This is a genomic window from Blastochloris viridis (genome assembly GCF_001402875.1).
GTDB classification, from domain to species: Bacteria; Pseudomonadota; Alphaproteobacteria; order Rhizobiales; family Xanthobacteraceae; genus Blastochloris; species Blastochloris viridis.
On the sequence record NZ_CP012946.1, the window covers coordinates 765,877 to 785,973 of the forward strand.

At 68.3% G+C, this 20,097-nt stretch carries 13 protein-coding genes; 11 read left to right on the forward strand and 2 right to left on the reverse strand.

The genetic code is table 11. The annotated features are described in order from the left end of the window. The first annotated feature begins 116 nt into the window (after positions 1 to 116). Both BVIR_RS03435 and BVIR_RS03440 read left to right on the forward strand, forming a co-directional pair. On the forward strand, positions 117 to 2,009 hold the full coding sequence (locus BVIR_RS03435; protein ID WP_417852040.1) for a polysaccharide biosynthesis protein: 1,893 nt from the start codon (positions 117 to 119) through the stop codon (positions 2,007 to 2,009). Between the two features lie 194 nt (positions 2,010 to 2,203). Next, the gene (locus tag BVIR_RS03440; protein ID WP_145911880.1) at positions 2,204 to 2,824 is read left to right on the forward strand and encodes a hypothetical protein; all 621 of its coding nucleotides are present in this window, start codon (positions 2,204 to 2,206) and stop codon (positions 2,822 to 2,824) included. Positions 2,825 to 3,126: 302 nt separating this feature from the next. Here the strand turns inward: BVIR_RS03440 and BVIR_RS03445 are convergent, their stop codons facing one another. Then, entirely contained in the window at positions 3,127 to 4,794 is a 1,668-nt protein-coding gene (locus tag BVIR_RS03445; RefSeq protein WP_236823686.1) for an electron transfer flavoprotein-ubiquinone oxidoreductase, read from the reverse strand. 113 nt (positions 4,795 to 4,907) lie between these two features. Between BVIR_RS03445 and BVIR_RS03450 the strand changes: the two genes are divergently transcribed. Both BVIR_RS03450 and BVIR_RS03455 read left to right on the forward strand, forming a co-directional pair. Next, positions 4,908 to 5,852: a uracil-DNA glycosylase gene (locus tag BVIR_RS03450; protein ID WP_055036447.1), complete on the forward strand. Its 945-nt coding sequence runs from the start codon at positions 4,908 to 4,910 to the stop codon at positions 5,850 to 5,852. 277 nt (positions 5,853 to 6,129) lie between these two features. Then, on the forward strand, positions 6,130 to 9,624 hold the full coding sequence (locus tag BVIR_RS03455; protein ID WP_055036448.1) for an indolepyruvate ferredoxin oxidoreductase family protein: 3,495 nt from the start codon (positions 6,130 to 6,132) through the stop codon (positions 9,622 to 9,624). A gap of 238 nt (positions 9,625 to 9,862) precedes the next feature. Here the strand turns inward: BVIR_RS03455 and BVIR_RS03460 are convergent, their stop codons facing one another. After that, positions 9,863 to 10,393, reverse strand: coding sequence for an isochorismatase family protein (locus BVIR_RS03460; protein WP_055036449.1), 531 nt, complete (start codon positions 10,391 to 10,393; stop codon positions 9,863 to 9,865). Positions 10,394 to 10,680: 287 nt separating this feature from the next. Here BVIR_RS03460 and BVIR_RS03465 point away from each other — a divergent pair, with 287 nt between their 5' ends. The 7 genes from BVIR_RS03465 to BVIR_RS03495 all read left to right on the forward strand — a co-directional run bounded on the left by BVIR_RS03465 (position 10,681) and on the right by BVIR_RS03495 (position 20,005). Continuing rightward, positions 10,681 to 12,672, forward strand: a complete 1,992-nt coding sequence (locus tag BVIR_RS03465) for an AMP-binding protein (protein ID WP_055036450.1) — start codon at positions 10,681 to 10,683, stop codon at positions 12,670 to 12,672. Continuing rightward, a complete protein-coding gene (locus tag BVIR_RS03470; protein ID WP_055036451.1) occupies positions 12,669 to 13,469 on the forward strand; it encodes an ABC transporter ATP-binding protein in 801 nt (266 codons plus the stop codon). The genes BVIR_RS03465 and BVIR_RS03470 overlap by 4 nt, the downstream gene beginning before the upstream one ends. 393 nt (positions 13,470 to 13,862) lie before the next feature. Beyond that, positions 13,863 to 14,777, forward strand: coding sequence for a branched-chain amino acid ABC transporter permease (locus BVIR_RS03475; protein WP_210165876.1), 915 nt, complete (start codon positions 13,863 to 13,865; stop codon positions 14,775 to 14,777). 108 nt (positions 14,778 to 14,885) lie between these two features. Then, positions 14,886 to 15,962, forward strand: a complete 1,077-nt coding sequence (locus tag BVIR_RS03480; protein WP_055038649.1) for a branched-chain amino acid ABC transporter permease — start codon at positions 14,886 to 14,888, stop codon at positions 15,960 to 15,962. A 55-nt stretch (positions 15,963 to 16,017) separates the two neighbouring features. Then, positions 16,018 to 17,349: an ABC transporter substrate-binding protein gene (locus BVIR_RS03485; protein ID WP_055036452.1), complete on the forward strand. Its 1,332-nt coding sequence runs from the start codon at positions 16,018 to 16,020 to the stop codon at positions 17,347 to 17,349. A gap of 330 nt (positions 17,350 to 17,679) precedes the next feature. Continuing rightward, positions 17,680 to 18,522, forward strand: coding sequence for an ABC transporter ATP-binding protein (locus BVIR_RS03490; RefSeq protein ID WP_055036453.1), 843 nt, complete (start codon positions 17,680 to 17,682; stop codon positions 18,520 to 18,522). 241 nt (positions 18,523 to 18,763) lie between these two features. Then, positions 18,764 to 20,005, forward strand: a complete 1,242-nt coding sequence (locus BVIR_RS03495; RefSeq protein ID WP_055036454.1) for a phenylacetate--CoA ligase family protein — start codon at positions 18,764 to 18,766, stop codon at positions 20,003 to 20,005. The last annotated feature ends 92 nt before the right edge of the window (positions 20,006 to 20,097 follow it).

The window sequence follows — 20,097 nt, forward strand, 5'->3', positions numbered from 1 at the left end:
TGGCGCTCGGGCGGGAGAGCGGCTAGACACGGGCGTCGGGGTTCGAAGGGACGATGAAGCTGTTGGGGCCTTTCCGTAACATACGACAGCTGACCGTGATCGGCCACGACGCTGTCATGACGTGCCTCGCTGTTCTGGCGAGCTTTTACGTTCGATTCGAAGGCGAGGGGCTCGACCAGCGCTGGCCGATGCTGGTCGTTTTCCTGCCGTTGTTCGCGTTCTACGCGACAATTGTTTATTCGTTCTTGTCGCTATACCGCGCGAAGTGGCGTTTCGCCTCACTGCCGGACCTGTTCAACATATTCCGCGCGGTCAGCGTTCTGGCTATCAGCCTGCTTGTCCTGGACTATGTTGTGGCCTCCTCGGCCTTCTACAACCAGTTCTATTTCGGCAAGATCACCATCTTTCTCTACTGGGTCTTCCAGATGTTTCTTCTGGGAGGTCCGAGGATCATCTATCGCTACTACCGCTACCTGAGGACCCGCCACGGCGCCGAGATGGAGCACGCCGTGCCGGCGCTGGTGCTGGGCCGTGCCCATGATGCCGAGGTCGTGGTGCGCGCCTTCGAATCCGGCGCGCTGAAGAAGCTGCGCCCGGTGGCGATCCTGTCGCCCAACGCCTCCGACCTCGACCAGTCGCTGCGCGGGGTGCCGGTGCTGGGCGATTTCGACCAGCTCGAGGCGGTGGTCGCCGACCTTGAGGAGCGCGGGCTGCGCGTCGGCCGCCTGATCGTCACGCCGTCGGCGCTGGCGCCGGAGGCCGCGCCGGACACGCTGCTGGCGCGGGCGCGCCGGCTCGGCCTGCCGATCTCGCGGATGCAGACCCTGGATGAGGGCGGGGCGTTCCGGCTGGCGCCGATCGACGTCGAGGATTTGCTGCTCCGGCCGTCGGTGGCGATCGACTATCGCCGGCTGGAGGCGGCCGTCGGCGGCTGCCGCGTGCTGGTGACCGGCGGCGGCGGCTCGATCGGCGCGGAGATCTGCGAGCGGGTCGTCACCCACCGCGCCTCCCACCTGATGGTGGTCGAGAATGCCGAGCCGGCGCTCTATGCGGTGCTGCAGCGGCTGGAGACGCTCGACCCGGACACCTGCGTCGAGGGCCGCATCGGCGACGTCCGGGAGCGGGCGCGGATCGACCGGCTGATGGCCGAGTTCAAGCCGGACCTGGTGTTCCACGCCGCGGCGCTCAAGCACGTGCCCTATCTGGAGACCGACTGGATCGAGGGGGTGAAGACCAACATCCTGGGCTCGATCAACGTGGCCGAGGCGGCGGTGGCGTGCGGCGCCAAGGCGATGGTGATGATCTCGACCGACAAGGCGATCGAGCCGGTGTCGGTGCTCGGCGCCACCAAGCGCTTCGCCGAGATGTACTGCCAGGCGCTCGACGCCGAGCTGGCGTCCGGGCCGACCCGGCTGATCGCGGTCCGGTTCGGCAACGTGCTGGGCTCGAACGGCTCGGTGGTGCCCAAGTTCAAGGCGCAGATCGCCGCCGGCGGGCCGATCACCATCACCCACCCCGACATGGTCCGCTACTTCATGACCATCCGCGAGGCCTGCAACCTCGTCGTCACCGCGGCCAGCCACGCGCTCGCGCCGCACCGCAGCTCCGAGCAGGAGCGCATCTCGGTCTATGTGCTGAACATGGGCCAGCCGGTGAAGATCCTCGATCTCGCCGAGCGCATGGTGCGGCTGTCGGGGCTGGAGCCGGGGCGGGACATCGACATCGTCGTCACCGGCGTGCGGCCCGGCGAGCGGCTGAACGAGATCCTGTTCGCACGCGAGGAGCCGGCGTCCGACATCGGCATTCCGGGCGTGGTGGCGGCGCGGCCGGTGTTCCCGCCGCTGGCGGAGATGAAGCGGCTGGTGGCGGAGGTCGAGGCCGCGATGGCGGCGGAGAACCGCGGCGCGGTGTTCGCCGCGGTCGGCCGCGCCGTCACCGATTTCGAGCCGGATGCCGCCGTGTCCGCCAGGATCGCCGGGACGGTGAGCGTGGCGGCCTCCGGGCGCTGACCGCGACGGGGCGGCGCGTGGCGGGACATTTCCACAGCCGCGTCGCCTCACCTAAATACCATCATTAACGGCATGGCAACCTTGATCGGCCACAACGAAGGCCCGGCTGCGCCCTGTTGCGGCCCGACCCGAGTTTCATGTTGCGTCCCATGCGTTCCATGCGTGCACTGTCGTCGCGTCCCAGGACCGGAGCCTTGCCCGCTTCGCGTCGCCGGCGATTGATCCTCGCGTCCGTTGTGCTCGGCGCGGTGGCGCTGTTGCTGGTGCCGAGCCGCGCCTTCCATCGCCAGCCGGCCGACCCGGTCCCGGCCGCCGGGGTGCGCGGACTGCCGCCGCTGTTCGCCGGCGCGCTGGAGACGCTGCGTCCCGACACCTTCCGCCTGCCGCCCACCAGCGAAAGCGCGATCGAACTCGCCCGCGCCGCGGCGGGCCCGCAGATGGTCCGGCCGGAATTGACGTCGACGCCGACCACGGTGCGTGCGGTGGCGGCGCCGGTAGCGGTGGCGCGGCTGGACGGGGAGGGCGCCGACATCACCGGCAGTCTGCCGCCGGACGCGGTGGCGCTGCCGTCGCGCCAGCTCGACCTGCCGCCGATCGGCGTGACCGACAGCGCGCCGGTGGCGGAGATGGAGACCGCCGACCTTATCACCCGCGGCGCGCCGGGCGATCCCGGCACCTTCCCGCCGATGCTGGTGGTCGAGCGGCTGTTCTTCACCGTCGACCCGGCGGCGCTGCCGCAATCGCCGCTCGACTATGTCACGGCCGGAACCGAGCTGATGCCGCCGCGCGCGAGCCGGAAGGGCACGCGGGGCTGAGCAGCCCCGCGGCGGAGGCGAGCCGACGTCGGTGGAAGGTCAAGCCGCAAGGCCGTTGGCGTCATACGGTTTCCGGCTGATCAGCTCGGCTCTTTCTTCCCTCTCCCCTTGCGGGAGAGGGTGCCGAGCGATCGTAAAGATCGCGACGCGGGTGAGGGGGCCTGCGCGCAGAAGGCTGACATACCCCTCACCCGGCTCGGATTTCGCTTCGCTCATCCTCGCCACCCTCTCCCACAAGGGGAGAGGGAAAAGACGCGCCCCTCGGCCACCGGCCAGTTCGAGCCGGTCAGCCGGAAACCGTATCACATGTTGGGATAGTTCGGCCCGCCGCCGCCTTCGGGCGCCACCCACACGATGTTCTGGGTGGGGTCCTTGATGTCGCATGTCTTGCAGTGGACGCAGTTCTGCGCGTTGATGACGAAGCGCGGATCGCTTTGGCTCGCCTCGTCGCCGTAGACCACCTCATAGACCCCGGCCGGGCAGTAGAGCCGCGCCGGCTCGCCATAGAGCGGCAGGTTGTGGGCGATCGGCACCGCCGGGTCCTTGAGGGTGAGATGGACCGGCTGGTCCTCCTCGTGGTTGGTGTTGGACAAGAACACCGAGGACAGCTTGTCGAACGACAGCTTGCCGTCCGGCCGCGGGTAAGCGATCGGCTCGACCTCGTCGAGGCGCTTGAGCTTGGCGTGGTCGGGCTTGTCGTGCTTCAGCGTGCCGAACAGCGAGAAGCCGAAGCGGTTGGTCCACATGTCGAGGCCGCCGAGCGCGACGCCCAGCATCAGGCCGTAGCGCGCCCACAGCGGCTTGACGTTGCGCACCGGCTTGAGATCGACCCCGATCGGGCTGGCGCGCCAACTGTCGTCGTAGCTGGTCAGCTCGTCATTGGCGCGGCCGGCTTTGATCGCGGCGGCGGCGTGCTCGGCCGCCAGCATGGCGGAGGTGATGGCGTTGTGGGTGCCCTTGATGCGCGGCACGTTGAGGAAGCCGGCGCCATCGCCGATCAGGGCGCCGCCGGGGAACGAAAGCTTCGGCACCGACTGCCAGCCGCCCTCGGTGATGGCGCGGGCGCCATAGGCGATGCGCTTGGCGCCGGCGAAGGTGTCCGCGACCAGCGGGTGGTGCTTGAAGCGCTGGAACTCGTCGAACGGTGACAGCGTCGGGTTCTCGTAGTCGAGATGGACGACGAAGCCGACCGCGACCTGGTTATCCTCAAGATGATAGAGGAAGGAGCCGCCGCCGGTTGCGTTGTCGAGCGGCCAGCCGAACGAGTGCTGCACCAGGCCGGGCTTGGATTTCTCCGGCGCCACCTGCCACAGCTCTTTGAGGCCGATGCCGTATTTCTGCGGAGAGCGATCGGCGTCTAGCTTGAAGCGGTTGATAAGCTGGCGGGAGAGCTGGCCGCGGGTGCCTTCGGCGAACAGCACGTATTTGCCCGCCAGCTCCATGCCGCGGGTGAAGCTGTCCTTCAGATGACCGTCGCGGGCGACGCCCATGTCGCCGGTGGCGATGCCGGTCACCGCGCCGTTATCGTCATAGAGCACCTCGGCGGCGGCGAAGCCGGGATAGATGTCGACGCCGAGCGCCTCGGCCTTGGCCGCCAGCCAGCGGCAGACATTGCCGAGCGAGACCACGAAGCAGCCGTGGTTGGACATCAGCGGCGGCATCATCCAGTTCGGCAGCCGCACGGCGCCGCGCTCGGTGAAGTAATAGAAGCGGTCGTCGGTGGCCGCGGTCTTGAGCGGGTGGTCCTCCGCGCGCCAGCCGGGAAGCAGGGCGTCGAGGCTGGAGGGGTCGACCACCGCGCCGGACAGGATGTGAGCGCCGACCTCGGAGCCCTTCTCGACCACCACCACGGCGAGATCGGGGTCGATCTGCTTCAGGCGGATCGCGGCAGCAAGGCCCGCCGGGCCGGCGCCGACGACAACAACGTCGAAGTCCATCCGCTCGCGCGGCGGGCGTTCCGCCTCAGTCATGGTCCGTTCCCTCGGTTCTACGTTTTTTTCATTATGGTCATTCCATGACTCGACGACGCTGACAATGCCGACGAAAGGTGCGGGTGACCGATGGCGCTGATAACGTGGCTTCGATGACCGCCCCCGCCGACCTCCACACCGTGCTCGCCGACATCCTGGCCTTCTACGCCGAGGCCGGCGTCGACGTGGCGCTGGACGAAGAGCCACACGACCGCCTGGCTGACAGCGCGGCGGAGGCTGCGGCGCGGCTCGCCTCTCCGCCGGGGCCGCCGGCCTTGGCGGCCGCAACGCTCGGGGCACCAGCTCCGGCGATGATGGCGCGGCCGGGCGGGCGGGGGGCGGCGGGCGAGGCCCCGCACCAGTTCCCCACCGTGCCGCCGGCCCGCGGCGGCGGGGAGGCGCCGGACCCGGCCGCTGCCGCCGCCAGGGTGCCGCTGGCGCCGGACGCCGCGGTGATGGCCGCCCGCCAAGCGGCGCGCGAGGCGGCCTCGCTCGGCGAGCTACGGGCGATGCTGGAGGGGTTCGAGGGCTGCGCGCTGAAGGTGACGGCGTCGCGGCTGGTGTTCGCCGACGGTGCGCCGGACGCCAGGCTGATGCTGGTGGGCGAGGCGCCGGGGGCGGAAGAGGACCGCCAGGGCAAGCCGTTCGTCGGCCGCGCCGGACAGTTGCTGGATCGCATGCTGGCGGCGATCGGGCTCGACCGCACCAAGGTCTATATCGCCAACATCGTGCCGTGGCGGCCGCCGGGCAACCGCACCCCGACGCCGCAGGAAAGCGCGATCTGCCTGCCGTTCATCGCCCGCCAGATCGAGCTGGTCGACCCCGCCGTGCTGGTGTTCCTCGGCGGCTTTGCCGCCTCCAGCCTGCTCGGCGCCAAGGAGGGCATCCTCAAGACCCGCGGCCGCTGGCTGAGCTACCATGCCGGCACGCGCGACATCCGCGCCATGGCGACGCTGCACCCGGCCTACCTGCTGCGCCAGCCGCTGCAGAAGCGGCTGGCATGGCGCGACTTCCTCGCCGTGAAGCGGGCGCTGGACGAGGCCGCGAAGGCGGGCTGAGGCGCGCGTTCCCCGTCGTCCCGGCCGAGCGAAGCGAGAGACGGGACCGTCCGGCGATTGGCGCCTTCTTGCACGCGGTGCCGGCTCGCGCGCCTGCCGGCGCTTGGCCGGGACGACGAGACCGTGAGCAGTCCGCAGAGCCAGCCTCACCGCGACCAAATGTCCGCTCGAAGCCGGCAGCGCCAGCAATAAGACAGTTATGCTGTCGTATAGACCCGGACCAACCGGGCAGCGGCGGCGTTGGGTTCAAAGCTCGACGAGCTACGGGAGGCTTTCGATGTCGGTCAGGCTGGCGCAGGCGTCGCTCGATGACAAATACGAGCTGTCCCCCGAGCGGGCGCCGCAGGACCGGGTGCTGCTCACCGGCACCCAGGCGCTGGTTCGCCTCGCCTTGATGCAGAAGGCGCGCGACCAAGGCGCCGGGCTGAACACCGCCGGCTTCGTCACCGGCTATCGCGGCTCCCCGCTCGGCGGGCTCGACGCCCAGTTTCTCCGCGCCAGCCGCGTGCTCGAAGCCAATAACATCAAGTTCCAGTCCGCCCTCAACGAGGACCTTGCCGCCACCGCGCTGTGGGGCAGCCAGCAGGCCGAGCTGCGCGGCGAGGGCCGCTTCGACGGCGTGTTCGGGCTGTGGTACGGCAAGGGGCCGGGGGTCGACCGCAGCGGCGACGTGTTCCGCCACGCCAATTTCGCCGGCACATCCAGGCACGGCGGCGTGCTGGCCTTGATGGGCGACGACCACACTGCCGAATCCTCCACCACCGCGCACCAGTCCGACTTCCACTTCGTCGACGTGATGATGCCGATCCTGAGCCCGGCCGGGGTGCAGGAAATCCTCGACCTCGGGCTGGTTGGCTGGGCGCTGAGCCGGTTCGCCGGCACCTGGGTGGCGATGAAGGGCGTCAAGGACACCGTGGAATCGACCGCGGTGGTCGACGGCCGGCTGGAGCGGGTGTCGATCGTCAGTCCCGACGGCGTCAGGATGCCGGACGGCGGCCTCAACATCCGCCTTGGCGACACCCCGCTGCAGCAGGAGGCGCGGCTGCAGGAATACAAGCGCGATGCCGTGCTGGCGTTCGTGCGCGCCAACCGGCTCAACCGCTGGATCACCTCCGGCGGCCGCGCGCCGAGGATGGGCATCGCCACGCTCGGCAAGAGCTATCTCGACGTGCGCCTTGCGCTCGACGAACTCGGCATCGACGAGGTGCGCGCCAACGACCTCGGCATTCGCCTGTTCAAGATCGCCTGCCCATGGCCGCTGTCGAAACTGGAGCTGATGGAGTTCGCCGGCGACCTCGACCTCATCATGGTGGTGGAGGAGAAGCGCTCGCTGGTCGAGGTCCAGGTGCGCGAGGAACTCTACGGCACCGCGCACCAGCCCACCGTGATCGGCAAGAAGGACGAGCGCGGCGAGTGGCTGTTCCCGGTCAAGGGCGCGCTGGAGCCGACCGACATCGCGGTCGCCATCGGCAAGCGCCTGTTGACCTACGCCTCCGACGAGCAGCTGGCGACGCGGGTGGCGCAGCTGGAGGAGGCGCAGCGGGTGATGGCGCAGGCCGCCGACATCGCGGTGCGCACGCCGCACTTCTGCTCCGGCTGCCCGCACAACACCTCGACGAAAGTGCCCGCCGGCATGCGGGCCTATGCCGGCATCGGCTGCCACTACATGGTGCAGTGGATGGACCGCTCCACGCTCGGCTTCACCGCGATGGGCGGGGAGGGCGCCAACTGGATCGGCGAGGCGCCGTTCTCCAGGCGCCGCCACGTGTTCCAGAATCTCGGCGATGGCACCTACAACCACTCCGGCTCGCTGGCCATTCGCGCGTCCATCGCCGCTGGCGTCAATGTCACCTACAAGATCCTGTTCAACGACGCCGTCGCCATGACGGGCGGCCAGCGCCTCGACGGCGGGCTCACCGCATCGAAGATCGCGCGGCAGGTGGCCGCGGAGGGCGCCGCGCGAATCCGGGTGGTGTCGAACGAGCCGTGGAAATACGGCACGGACGATGTGTGGCCGGACGGCTGCACCATCCACCCGCGCGAGGACCTCGACGCGGTGCAGCGCGAGCTTGCCGCCATCCCCGGCGTCACCGTGCTGATCTATGACCAGACCTGCGCCGCCGAGAAACGGCGCCGGCGCAAGCGCGGCCAGTTTCCCGATCCCGCGACGCGTGTCCTCATCAACGACCTCGTCTGCGAGGGCTGCGGCGATTGCGGCGTGAAATCCAACTGCATCTCGATCCAGCCGCTGGAGACCGAGTTCGGCCGCAAGCGCCAGATCGACCAGTCGAGCTGCAACAAGGATTTCTCCTGCATCAAGGGATTCTGCCCGTCGTTCGTCACCGTCTCCGGCGGCACCTTGAAGGCGCGGCCGGCTGCGGCGACCGCGGGCGAGGCGCTGCCGGCGTTGCCCGAACCGGTGCTGCCGCCGATCCACGGCACCTACAACGTGCTGGTGTCGGGCATCGGCGGCACCGGCATCGTCACCATCGCCCAGGTGCTGGGCATGGCGGCGTATCTCGACGGCAAGGCCTGCGGCATCATCGACATGGCCGGGCTGGCGCAGAAAGGCGGGGCGGTGTTCAGCCATCTGCGCCTTGCCGAGAGGCCGGCCGACATCCACGCCATCCGCATCGGCGCGCGCAGCGCCGACCTGGTGCTGGCGGGCGACCTCGTCGTCGCCGGCAACCGCAAGGCGCTGGCGGCGATGCGGCCGGGCCGCACGCGCGCCATCGTCAACACCTTCGAGATGCTGCCGGGCGATTTCACCCGCAACGCCGACTTTTCGCTGCCGACCGAGCGGCTGAAGCGCGCGCTGGTGTCGGCCGCAGGGCCTGAAGCGACGCATTTCATGGATGCTTCGGCCATCGCCGAAGCGCTGTTCGGCAACACCGTCGGCAGCAACATCTTCCTGGTCGGCGTCGCATACCAGATTGGCGCCATCCCACTGTCGGCCGAGGCGATCGAGCGCGCCATCGCGCTCAACGGCGAGGCGGTGGCGATGAACATCGCCGCGTTCCGCTGGGGCCGGCGCGCGGCGGTTGATCCGGCGTCGGTCGCAGGGCTGACGGCGCCGGCGGCCAAATCCGGCTCGCGCGCGCTGTCGGCCTCGCTCGACGAGACGATCGCGCGGCGCGCCGAATTCCTCACCGCCTACCAGAACGCCGCCTATGCCGCGCGCTATCGCGCCGTGGTCGAGAAGGTGCGCGCCGCCGAGGCCGCGCGGGTGCCGGGCTCGGCCCGGCTCACCGAGGCGGTGGCGCGCTATGCCTTCAAGCTGATGGCCTACAAGGACGAGTACGAGGTGGCGCGGCTCTATGCCGATGGCCGCTTCGCCGCCGAGGTGGCCGAGACGTTCGAGGGCAAGGTGAAGCTCGAATTCCACCTTGCGCCGACCTTCCTGGCGCGGCGCGATCCCGTCAGCGGCGAGCCGCGAAAGATCACGTTCGGGCCGTGGCTGATGACCGCATTCAAGTTGCTGGCGAAGATGAAGGGGTTGCGCGGCACGCCGTTCGATCCGTTCGGCTGGACGGCGGAGCGGCGCATCGAGCGCACATTGATCGAGGACTATGTCGCCTTAATCGACGAGGTGGTCGAGCATCTGACGCCGGCCACCCATTCGGTCGCGGTCGGCTTGGCGTCGATCCCGGACAAGATTCGCGGCTATGGCCCGGTCAAGGCGCGCCACCTCGCCGCCGCAAAGGCCGAGGAGGCAACGCTTTTGGCCGAGTTCAGGTCGGGCGCGCCGACATTGCAGCAGGCGGCGGAGTAGGGGGCAGGCATTCGCCCGCCGTCGTTCCGGCCAAGCGCCGAAGGCGCGCGAGCCGGAACCCATGATCCGCTGTCGATTGCGGTGATGCAGAGCGGCTGAGCGAATCTCGGATGTCGCGGATCATGGATCCTCGGGTCTCGGCCGGATGCTGCGCATCCAGCCTCGCCCGAGGATGACGGCGAGGGATGTGGTACGCCGCGTTGCGATGCACTTGCTGCCGCGAACGACTAATCGCGCCTCACTTCACCAGCTTCAGCACGTCGCGGAACTGCGGGTGCTTGGCGTCGGCGAGCCACTCGAAGATCACCATTTCCGGGGTGACGACGACGGCGCCGGCCGCCGCAAGACGCGCCAGCGCCGCCGTCTTGTTGGCCGGGTTGCGCGAGGACACCGCGTCCGCCACCACATAGACGCGGCGGCCGCCGGCGAGCAGGCCGAGCGCGGTCTGCAGCACGCAGATGTGCGCCTCCCAGCCGGCCACCACCGCCTGCGACGCATCGCCGAGCGCCTGGTCGAGATCGCTGCCGGCGCAGGCGTCGAACGTGCTCTTGAGCAGCGGCCGCGCCGCGTAGGCGGCGAGCTCGGGAACGGTCGGACCCAGCCGGTCCGGCGTCTGTTCGGTGACCAAGGTCGGCACGCCGATCAACTGCGCGACGGCGGCGAGACGCTGCGCCTCGCGCAGGGTGGCCTCGGCGCTGTCGATCGCGGGCTTCAACTTGCCCTGAAAGTCGATCAGGAGCAGCGCGGAGCGAGCGGCTTGAATGGGCATCGGCGGCGGTCTCTCCAGTGGCGCAATGTTGTGCGGTGCAACGAAAAACCTTGGTCTATCAGACGAATGGACGATGGTTGCTTATGCAACGGCTCTTGTGCCCAACCACCGATCCGCTAAGCTGTGTCTACGGAATTGCCCGCAAGTCCGGCCCCCCGCTCAGGCTCGCAAGCAACCCGTATCAGCCGTAACGGGCGAAAGACCCGGCGGTCAATACAAGGCTCCGCAGAGAGCCATTCGAGGAAGCAACGGCCGGCGACGCCGGCCATTCGGGAGGACGACGCAACGTGGCCGCCGCTGCGAACGGTTTTGCCGACACTTTCCCCAAGCTGTTGCTGCAGAACGCCGTGACGCGCGGCGGCCGCCCAGCGATGCGTCTCAAGGATCTCGGGATCTGGCAGACCTGGAGCTGGGCCGATGCGATGGAGGAGGTTCGCGCCTTCTCCATCGGCCTTCGGGTGCTCGGCCTTGCGGCCGGCGACAAGGTCGCGATCATCGGCCGCAACCGGCCGCGGCTCTATTGGGCGATGTGCGCCGCCCAAGCGCTCGGCGCCGTGCCGGTGCCGGTCTACGCCGACTCCGTCGCCGACGAGATGGCCTATGTGCTCGACCACGCCGAGGTGCGCCTTGCCGTGGTGCAGGATCAGGAGCAGGTCGACAAGGTGCTGTCGGTCGGCGACCGCCTGAGCCGGCTCGACCTCATCGTCTATGACGAGCCGCGTGGCCTGCGCGACTACGATCCGGCCCGGCTGAAATCGTTCGAGGAGGTGCAGGCGGCCGGACGCGCCGCGGTGGCCGAACAGCCCGGCGTCGCCGAGGCGTGGGAGCACGGCATCGCTCGCGGTGCCGGGAGCGACCTTGCCGTCATCCTCTACACCTCCGGCACCACCGGCCGGCCCAAGGGGGTGATGCTGTCGTTCGACAATGTCATCCGCTCCGCCCGCAACGGCAATGCGTTCGATCAGCTCGACGAGAGCGAGAACGTGGTGGCCTATCTGCCGCTGGCGTGGGTGGGCGACCACATCTTTTCCTACGCCCAGTCGTTCACCGCCGGCTTCTGCGTCAACTGCCCGGAGTCGGACGCCACCGTCACCGACGACCGTCGCGAGATCGCGCCGACCTTCTTCTTCGCGCCGCCGCGGGTGTTCGAGACGCTGCTCACCATGATCATGGTGCGGATGGAGGACGCTGGCGCACTTAAGCGCAAGATGTTCGACGCCTTCATCGCCCACGCCCAGCGCTGGGGCGAGAAGCTGCTGAACGGCGAGCCGGTGCCGCTGTCGGCGCGGCTGCTGTATTGGCTCGGCGACATCATGGTCTACGCGCCGCTGAAGAACCGGCTCGGCATGACGCGGCTCAAGGTGGGCTACACCGCTGGAGAGGCGATCGGCCCGGAGATCTTCCGGTTCTACCGCTCGCTCGGCATCAACTTGAAGCAGCTCTACGGCCAGACCGAGGCTGCGGTCTATGTCACGACCCAGCCCGACGGCGAGATCAGGTCCGACACGGTGGGCAAGCCCTCGCCGGAGGTCGAGATCAAGATCATCGACAGCGGCGAGGTGCTCTATCGCTCGCCCGGCGTGTTCCTCGGCTACTACAAGGAACCGGACAAGACCGCCGAGACCAAGACGGCGGACGGCTGGGTGCACTCGGGCGACGCCGGCTTCGTCGACGCCAACGGCCACCTGCGCATCATCGACCGCGCCAAGGACGTCGGCAAGCTGGCGTCAGGGGCGCTGTTTGCGCCGAAGTACATCGAGAACAAGCTGAAGTTCTATCCCACCATCAAGGAGGCGGTGGCGTTCGGCCAGAGCCGCGACTTCGTCACCGTGATGGTCAATATCGATCTGGTGGCGGTGGCGAGCTGGGCCGAACGTAACTCCATCGTCTACGCCTCGTACCAGGAGCTGGCTGGCCACCCGCAGATCTACGACATGATCGCGCGCCACGTCGACGACGTGAACCGCTCGCTCAGCCTTGAGCCAATGATGGCGGCGAGCCAGATCAAGCGCTTCTTGGTGCTGCACAAGGAACTCGACGCCGACGACGGCGAGCTGACACGGACCCAGAAGGTGCGGCGCGGCTTTATCGCCGAGCGCTACGCGCCGCTGGTCGAGGCGCTCTATGCCGGCGCCGACGTCTGCGACATCACCACCGAGGTGACGTTCGAGGACGGCCGCAAGGGCGCAATCGCGGCGCGCGTCAAGACCCGCGACGCCGAGACCTATCCGCCGGCGGCGCCGACCAACGCAACGCCGGCGATGGAGAAGGCGGCATGAGGGCGCCGTCGTCAGACCAGATCGTCGCCGGCGACACGCTGCTGGCGGTGGAGCAGGTGTCGCTCCGGTTCGGCGGCGTGCGCGCGCTCACCGACGTGACGTTCGACATCCGCAAGGGCGAAATCCGGGCCATCATCGGCCCCAACGGCGCCGGCAAGACCTCGATGCTCAACTGCATCAACGGCTTTTATCATCCGACCGAGGGTCGCATCACCTTCAAGGGTGTTACCCGGCCCAAGATGCGCCCCTATGAGGCGGCCCGCGGCGGCGTCGCCCGCACCTTCCAGAACGTCGCGCTGTTCAAGGGCATGACCACGCTCGACAACATCATGACCGGGCGTTCGCTGAAGATGCGGCGCGGCTTCTTCTGGCAGATGCTGCGCCATGGCCCGGCGATGCGCGAGGAAGTCGAGCACCGCAAGGCGGTCGAGGACATCATCGATTTTCTCCAGATCCAGCACATCCGCAAGACGCCGGTCGGCAAGCTGCCCTACGGCCTGCAAAAGCGCGTCGAACTCGGGCGGGCGCTGGCGATGGAGCCGGAGTTGTTGCTGCTGGACGAGCCGATGGCCGGCATGAACATCGAGGAGAAGGAGGACATGAGTCGCTTCATCCTCGACGTCAACAACGAGTTCGGCACCACCATCGCCCTGATCGAGCACGACATCGGCGTGGTGATGGATCTGTCGGACCGCGTGGTCGTGCTGGAATATGGTCGCAAGATCGCCGACGGCACGCCGGCCGAGGTCAAGAGCGATCAGGCGGTGATCGACGCCTATCTCGGCGTTGCCCATTAGAGCGCTCGCCCCATGAGCGGACGCCGGCTTTCCGAGAGAGAACGCGATGCCCCGAAGCGCTAGAGCGACCACAAGACAACCAGGCCTGCGGACGCTGAGGCGCGTTGTCGACACGAGCTCGTGCGGTGTTGTGAGCGAAGGCGCGAACGATCAACACCCTGGAGCGGCGGCCGGCCCGGTGCGGCCCGATCGGACCGGACTTCTTCAGGAGGCGCCGCGGTGACCCATCTCGATTCGACGCCCGGCCGTCTTCTGCCCATCCGGTTCGGCGCCGGCGCCAAGACGCTGATCGCGCTCGCCGCGCTGGCGACCATGGTGGCGCTCGCGGTCCAGGCTGGCGCGCTGGCGCGCGGCGACCTGCTCTACGCCGTGCTGGTCGATCCGTTCGTGCAGATGGCGGACATGCCGGACCTGCTGGTCCAGACGCTGTGGGACGGCTTCGTCGCCGGCATGCTCTACGCGCTGATCGCGCTCGGCTTCGTCCTGATCTTCAAGGCCTCGGGCGTATTCAACTTCGCCCAGGGCATCATGGTGGTGTTCGCGGCGCTGACCCTGGTCGGGCTGCACGAATACGGCCTCAATGTCTGGCTGGCGCTGCTTCTCACCCTCGGGGTGATGCTGGCGCTGGCGGTGACGGTGGAGCGCGTGGTGCTGCGGCCGCTGGTCAACCAGCCCGACATCATCCTGTTCATGGCCACCATCGGCCTCACCTATGCGCTGGTCGGACTCGGCGAGTTCATCTTCGGCGGCAACCCCAAGGTGATGATCACCGAGGAACTGTACCTGCCCAAGGGCTCGATCGAGCTTCAGATGTTCGGCGGCTTCGTCAGCTTCCAGAAGCTCGACATCGCTGCTGCGGTGATCGCGTGCGTGATGATCGTGCTGTTGTCGGCGTTCTTCCAATACACCCGCATCGGCCGGGCGCTGCGCGCCGTCGCCGACAGCCACAAGGCGGCGCTGTCGGTCGGCATCTCGCTCGAGCAGATCTGGGTGATCGTGTGGTTCACCGCCGGCGTGGTGGCGCTGATCACCGGCATCATGTGGGGCGCGCGCTCGGACGTGTCGTTCGCGCTGCAGATCATCGCGCTCAAGGCGCTGCCGGTCTTGATCCTCGGCGGCTTCACCTCGGTGCCCGGCGCCATCGTCGGCGGGCTGATCATCGGCATCGGCGAGAAGGTCGGCGAGTTCTACTGGGGCCCGCTGGTGGGCAAGGGCATCGAGGCGTGGCTGGCCTACATGATCGCGCTGGCCTTCCTGCTGTTTAGGCCACAGGGCCTGTTCGGGGAGAAGATCATCGAGCGGATCTAGCCGGCGCGGCGATGGCATCGGTCGACCTGGCGCCCGCGGACGCAAGACGACACCAACACGGAGCCGCCATCCGCCGACCGGATGGACAAGGCCCGAACGGAGGCAGGCGTGTTCTATCGTGAGGCCGGTCAGTTCAAGACCAGCTATGTTGCCGACCAGGCGATCTTCCCGATCCGGCAGGATCGCATCGGGGTTGCGCTGATCCTGTTCGTGGCGTTCACGCTGCCGTTGATGGCCAGTGAGTTCGTCATCGGCTCGGTGATGATCCCGTTCCTGGTATTCGCGCTGGCCGCGATCGGCCTCAACATTCTCACCGGCTACACCGGGCTGATCTCGCTCGGCACCGGCGCCTTCATGGGGGTGGGGGCGTATGCCTGCTACAAGCTCACCACCATCTTTCCCGACGTGCCGATCGTGTTCCACATCCTGTCGGCCGGCGTGTTCTCCGCTGCGGTCGGGGCGATCTTCGGCCTGCCCAGCCTGCGCATCAAAGGGTTTTACCTCGCGGTCGCCACGCTCGCGGCGCAGTTCTTCCTGCAGTGGTGCTTCGTGCGCATTCCCTGGCTCTACAACGACAACGCCTCCGGCGCGATCGAGGTGCCGACCCGCACCCTGTTCGGCATCGCCGTCACCGGCGCCAACGCCACGCCGACGGTGCGCTACTACGTCATTCTCGCCATCGTGGTGGCGATGACATGGGTCGCCTCCAACCTCGTGCACGGCCGCATCGGCCGGCAATGGATGGCGGTGCGCGACATGGACATCGCCGCCGAACTGATCGGCATCAAGCTGCTGCAGACCAAGCTGCTGGCGTTCGCGGTGTCGTCGTTCTACTGCGGCGTCGCCGGCGCGGTGATGATGTTTCTGTGGTACGGCGGCGGCGAGGCGGCCGACGCCTTCAACATCAACCAGTCGTTCAACATCCTGTTCATGGTGATCATCGGCGGCCTCGGCAGCCTGGTCGGCTCGTTCTTCGGCGCCGCCTTCATCTCCTCGTTCCCGACGGTGCTGAAGTTCGGCCTGCCGTTGATCGGCATCCACCTCGGCAGCGCCACCGTCGAGCACCTCACCCATTTCTCCATCGGCGCGCTGATCATCGCCTTCCTGATCGTCGAGCCGCACGGGTTGGCGCGGCTGTGGCAGATCGGCAAGCAGAAGCTCAGGGTCTGGCCATTCCCCTACTGACAGAACACGACGCAAAACGGCGACCGTCGACGTCGCCGAAACCTGGGAGGACCACATGACGAGAACGACGAGCTGGCTGTTCGGCACCGCGCTCGCCGCCGCGTTCGCCACGGCGGCGCCGCCGGCCGGCGCGGCGGAGGAGGGCATCTACGTGCCGCTTCTCACCTATCGCACCGGCAATTTCGCCGGGTCCGGCATCCCGATCGCCAACGGCATGCGCGACTATCTGGAGATGCTGAACCAGCGCGACGGCGGCATCGGCGGCGTCAAGATCATCATCGACGAGTGCGAGACCGGCTACGACACCAAGAAGGGCGTCGAGTGCTACGAGTCGACCAAGGGCAAGAACCCGGTGGTCCACAACCCGTACTCGACCGGCCTCACGCTGCAGCTCATCCCGCGCGCGGCAGTCGACAAGATCCCGGTGCTGTCGATGGCCTACGGCCTGTCGGCGGCGGCGGACGGCCGGGTGTTCCCGTGGATCTTCAACCCGCCGGTGACCTATTGGGACGGTGCCTCGACCTTCGTGCGGTTCGTCGCGGCGCAGGAGGGCGGCGTCGACAAGCTCAAGGGCAAGACCATCGGCCTCATCCACCTCGACGCGCCGTTCGGCCGCGAGCCGATCCCGGTGATGGAGGATCTCGCCAAGCGCTACGGCTTCAATCTCAAGCTCTATCCGGTGCCGGCGCAGTCGATGCAGGACCAGGCCTCGGTGTGGCTCGCCATCCGGCGCGACCGGGTCGACTGGATCTACAATCAGGGCTGGGGCGCGATGAACCCCACCGCGGTCAAGGAGGCGGTTCGCACCGGCTTTCCGATGAACAAGCTGGTCGGGGTGTGGTGGGCCGGCGGCGACGATGACGCCCGTGCCGGCGGCGCCGATGCCAAGGGCTATCGCTCGCTCAGCTTCCACGGCGCCGGCACTGAATACCCGGCGATGCAGGACATCCTGAAGCACGTCTACGACCGCAACCTCGCCAGCGGCGACCGCGCCAAGGTCGGCGAGAACCTGCACGCCCGCGGCGTCTACAATTCGGTGCTGATCGCCGAAGCCATCCGCACCGCTCAAGCGATCACCGGCAAGAAGGTGGTCAATGGCGACGACGTCCGGCGCGGCTTCGAGGCGTTGAACATCAGCGAGGCGCGCTGGAAGGATCTCGGCTTCGAGGGCTTCGCCGCGCCGGTCGCGATCTCGTGCGACGACCACTCCGGCCACAACAACCTGTTCGTCGCTGAGTGGGACGGCACCCGCTTCACCCGCGGCTCCGACTACCTCGAACCGATGAAGGACCTGGTGCGGCCGATGCTGGAGAAGGCGGCGGCGGACTATGCCGAGAAGAACAGCGGCTGGCCGAAGCGGGCGGAAGCCTGCGACGGGCGGAGCTGAGCTTGGTGAGCTGAGCTTGGGCGGAAGCTCGGTTCCTGCTGTGCAGCGCCCGTCACCTTCCGTCCCCGTGGGGCGATGGCGGCGCGGTGCGGCACGGGTGGGGGGCGGCTCGCCCCAAGGCCTGCTCCTCACCCGCCTCCGCCGCGCCGGACGGCGCGACGCACTGCGGATTTCGTCATCCCGGGCGAGCGTCAGCAAGACCCGGGATCGTCTTCAGGACGAAGACGTCCGCTTCCTGCGAACGATCCCGGGTCGCGGGCCTGCGGCCCTTGCCCGGGACGAGACGGCGACGACGAGACGTAACGACGAGAGTGGACCTAAAGCACAGCCATGACCGCCACCGCGACGACCCTCCAACCCGTCTCCGCGCCCGATAGGATCCTCGTCGTCGCCAATATCGAGGTGATCTACGACCACGTCATCTTGGTGCTGAAGGGCGTGTCGCTGGAGGTGCCGCGCGGCGGCATCGTCGCGCTGCTCGGCGGCAACGGCGCCGGCAAGACCACCACGCTGAAGGCGATCTCCAACCTGCTCCACGCCGAGCGCGGTGAGGTCACCAAGGGCACCATCACCTTCAACGGCGAGGAAGTGCAGGCGCTGTCGCCCAATCTGTTGGTGCGGCGCGGCTGCATCCAGGTGATGGAGGGCCGCCAGTGCTTCGGCCATCTCACGGTGGAGGAAAACCTGCTGACCGGCGCCTTCACCCGCCGCGACGGCAACAAGGCGATCAAGGCCGACCTTGAGCGCGTCTACGCCTATTTCCCGCGGCTGAAGCTGCGCCGCCGTTCGCAGGCCGGCTATACCTCGGGCGGCGAGCAGCAGATGGTGGCGATCGGCCGGGCGATGATGGCGCGGCCGAACATGATCCTGCTTGACGAGCCGTCGATGGGCCTGGCGCCGCAAGTGGTCGAGGAGATCTTTGAGATCGTGAAGATCCTCAACAGGGACGAGAACGTGTCGTTCCTGCTCGCCGAGCAGAACACCTTCATGGCGCTGAAATACGCCACCTATGGCTACATTCTGGAGAACGGCCGGGTGGTGATGGACGGCGCCGCCGACGCGCTACGCTCCAACGAGGACGTCAAGGAATTCTACCTCGGCATCGCCCAGGGCAAGCAGAAGTCGTTCCGCGAGGGCAAGCATTACCGCCGCCGCAAGCGCTGGCTGGCGTGAGGCCTTCGCCTTTCAAACGCGCCGCCTTCTGAAGCGTGGCGTTTGGACCGCGTCTCGAAGGATGATCCAGACGGCGCGGGCGTCGGTCCCATGGTTCCGGACGCCCGTCGCGGGCGCCTCACCATCAGGGTTTCCGGCACATCAGACTGGATGATCGCCGCGACGTCGGTTTCGTCCGCATCCGAACTGCCGCCGTGAACGTCTATATTTCCAGCCAAGCAGCCCCGCGGGGGAGGGACCCATGGCCGAGGCCGACCATTACGACGCGCTGGAAACCCGCACACCGGAGGCGCGCGACGCCGATCTCGCCGCCCGGCTGCCGCTGGTGATCGCGAAAGCGATGACGGCGCCGGGCTGGGCCAGGCATCTCGACGGCGTCGATCCCCGCGCCGTGACCGGCCGCGCCGCGCTGGCCAAGTTGCCGGTGCTCTACAAATCCTCGCTGCCGGAGCGCCAGGCGGCGGAGCCGCCGTTCGGCGGCCTGGTGGGCGAGCCGCTGTCGGCGTTCAGCCGGCTGTTCGCTTCGCCGGGGCCGGTGTTCGAGCCCGAGCCCGCCCGTCCCGACCCGGCCAACATGGCGCGCGGGCTCTACGCCGCCGGCTTCCGCGCCGGCGACGTGGTGCTCAACACCTTCTCCTACCACCTGACGCCGGGCGGGCTGATGCTCGATCAGGCGGCGCGCGCGCTGGGTTGCCCGGTGATTCCGGCCGGCCCCGGCAACACCGAGCAGCAGTTGCAGGTGATGGCGGCGTTCCGGCCGGGGGGCTATTGCGGCACGCCGGATTTCCTGAAGATCGTGCTCGATGCCGCCGCTGCCGCCGGCGTGGAGGTGTCGTTCCTCACCAAGGCGGTGGTGTCGGGCGCTGCGTTCCCGCCCTCGCTCCAGGCCGAGATCGCCGGGCGCGGCATTGCCGCCTTCCAGCTCTATGCTTCGGCCGACGTCGGCTGCGTCGCCTATGACACGCCGGCGCGGGCCGGCATGGTGGTGAGCGAGGACGTGGTGGTGGAGATCGTGCGGCCGGGCACCGGCGAGCCGGTGGTGGATGGCGAGGTCGGCGAGGTGCTGATCACCGCGCTCGATCCCCAGCGCCATCTCGTGCGGTTCTCGCTCGGCGACTTGTCGGCGGTGCTGCCCGGCGCCTCGCCGTGCGGGCGCACCAACATGCGCATCAAGGGCTGGATGGGCCGGGCCGAGCAGTCGGCCAAGGTCAAAGGCATGTTCGTCACCCCGGCCCAGATCGCCGAGGTGGCGCGGCGCCACCCCGAGCTCGGCCGGCTGCAGCTGGTGGTCGGCCGCGCCGGCGAGCAGGACATCATGACGCTCAAGGCGGAAGCCGCGGCCAGCGGTGAGTCGGCGCTGGCGGAGGCGGTGGGCGCAACCCTTGCCGCGGTGTCCAAGCTGAGAGGTACGGTGGAACTGGTTCCGCCGGGCACACTTGCCAATGACGGCAAGGTGATCGTCGACACCCGCGCCGTGGTGTGACGGCAACACGCTATCGCGCCCGCGCCGAATCGATCCAGATTTTGGCTTTCGCCGCAATTGCTGTCACAATTTCGATGGCATGCGGTGCCTCC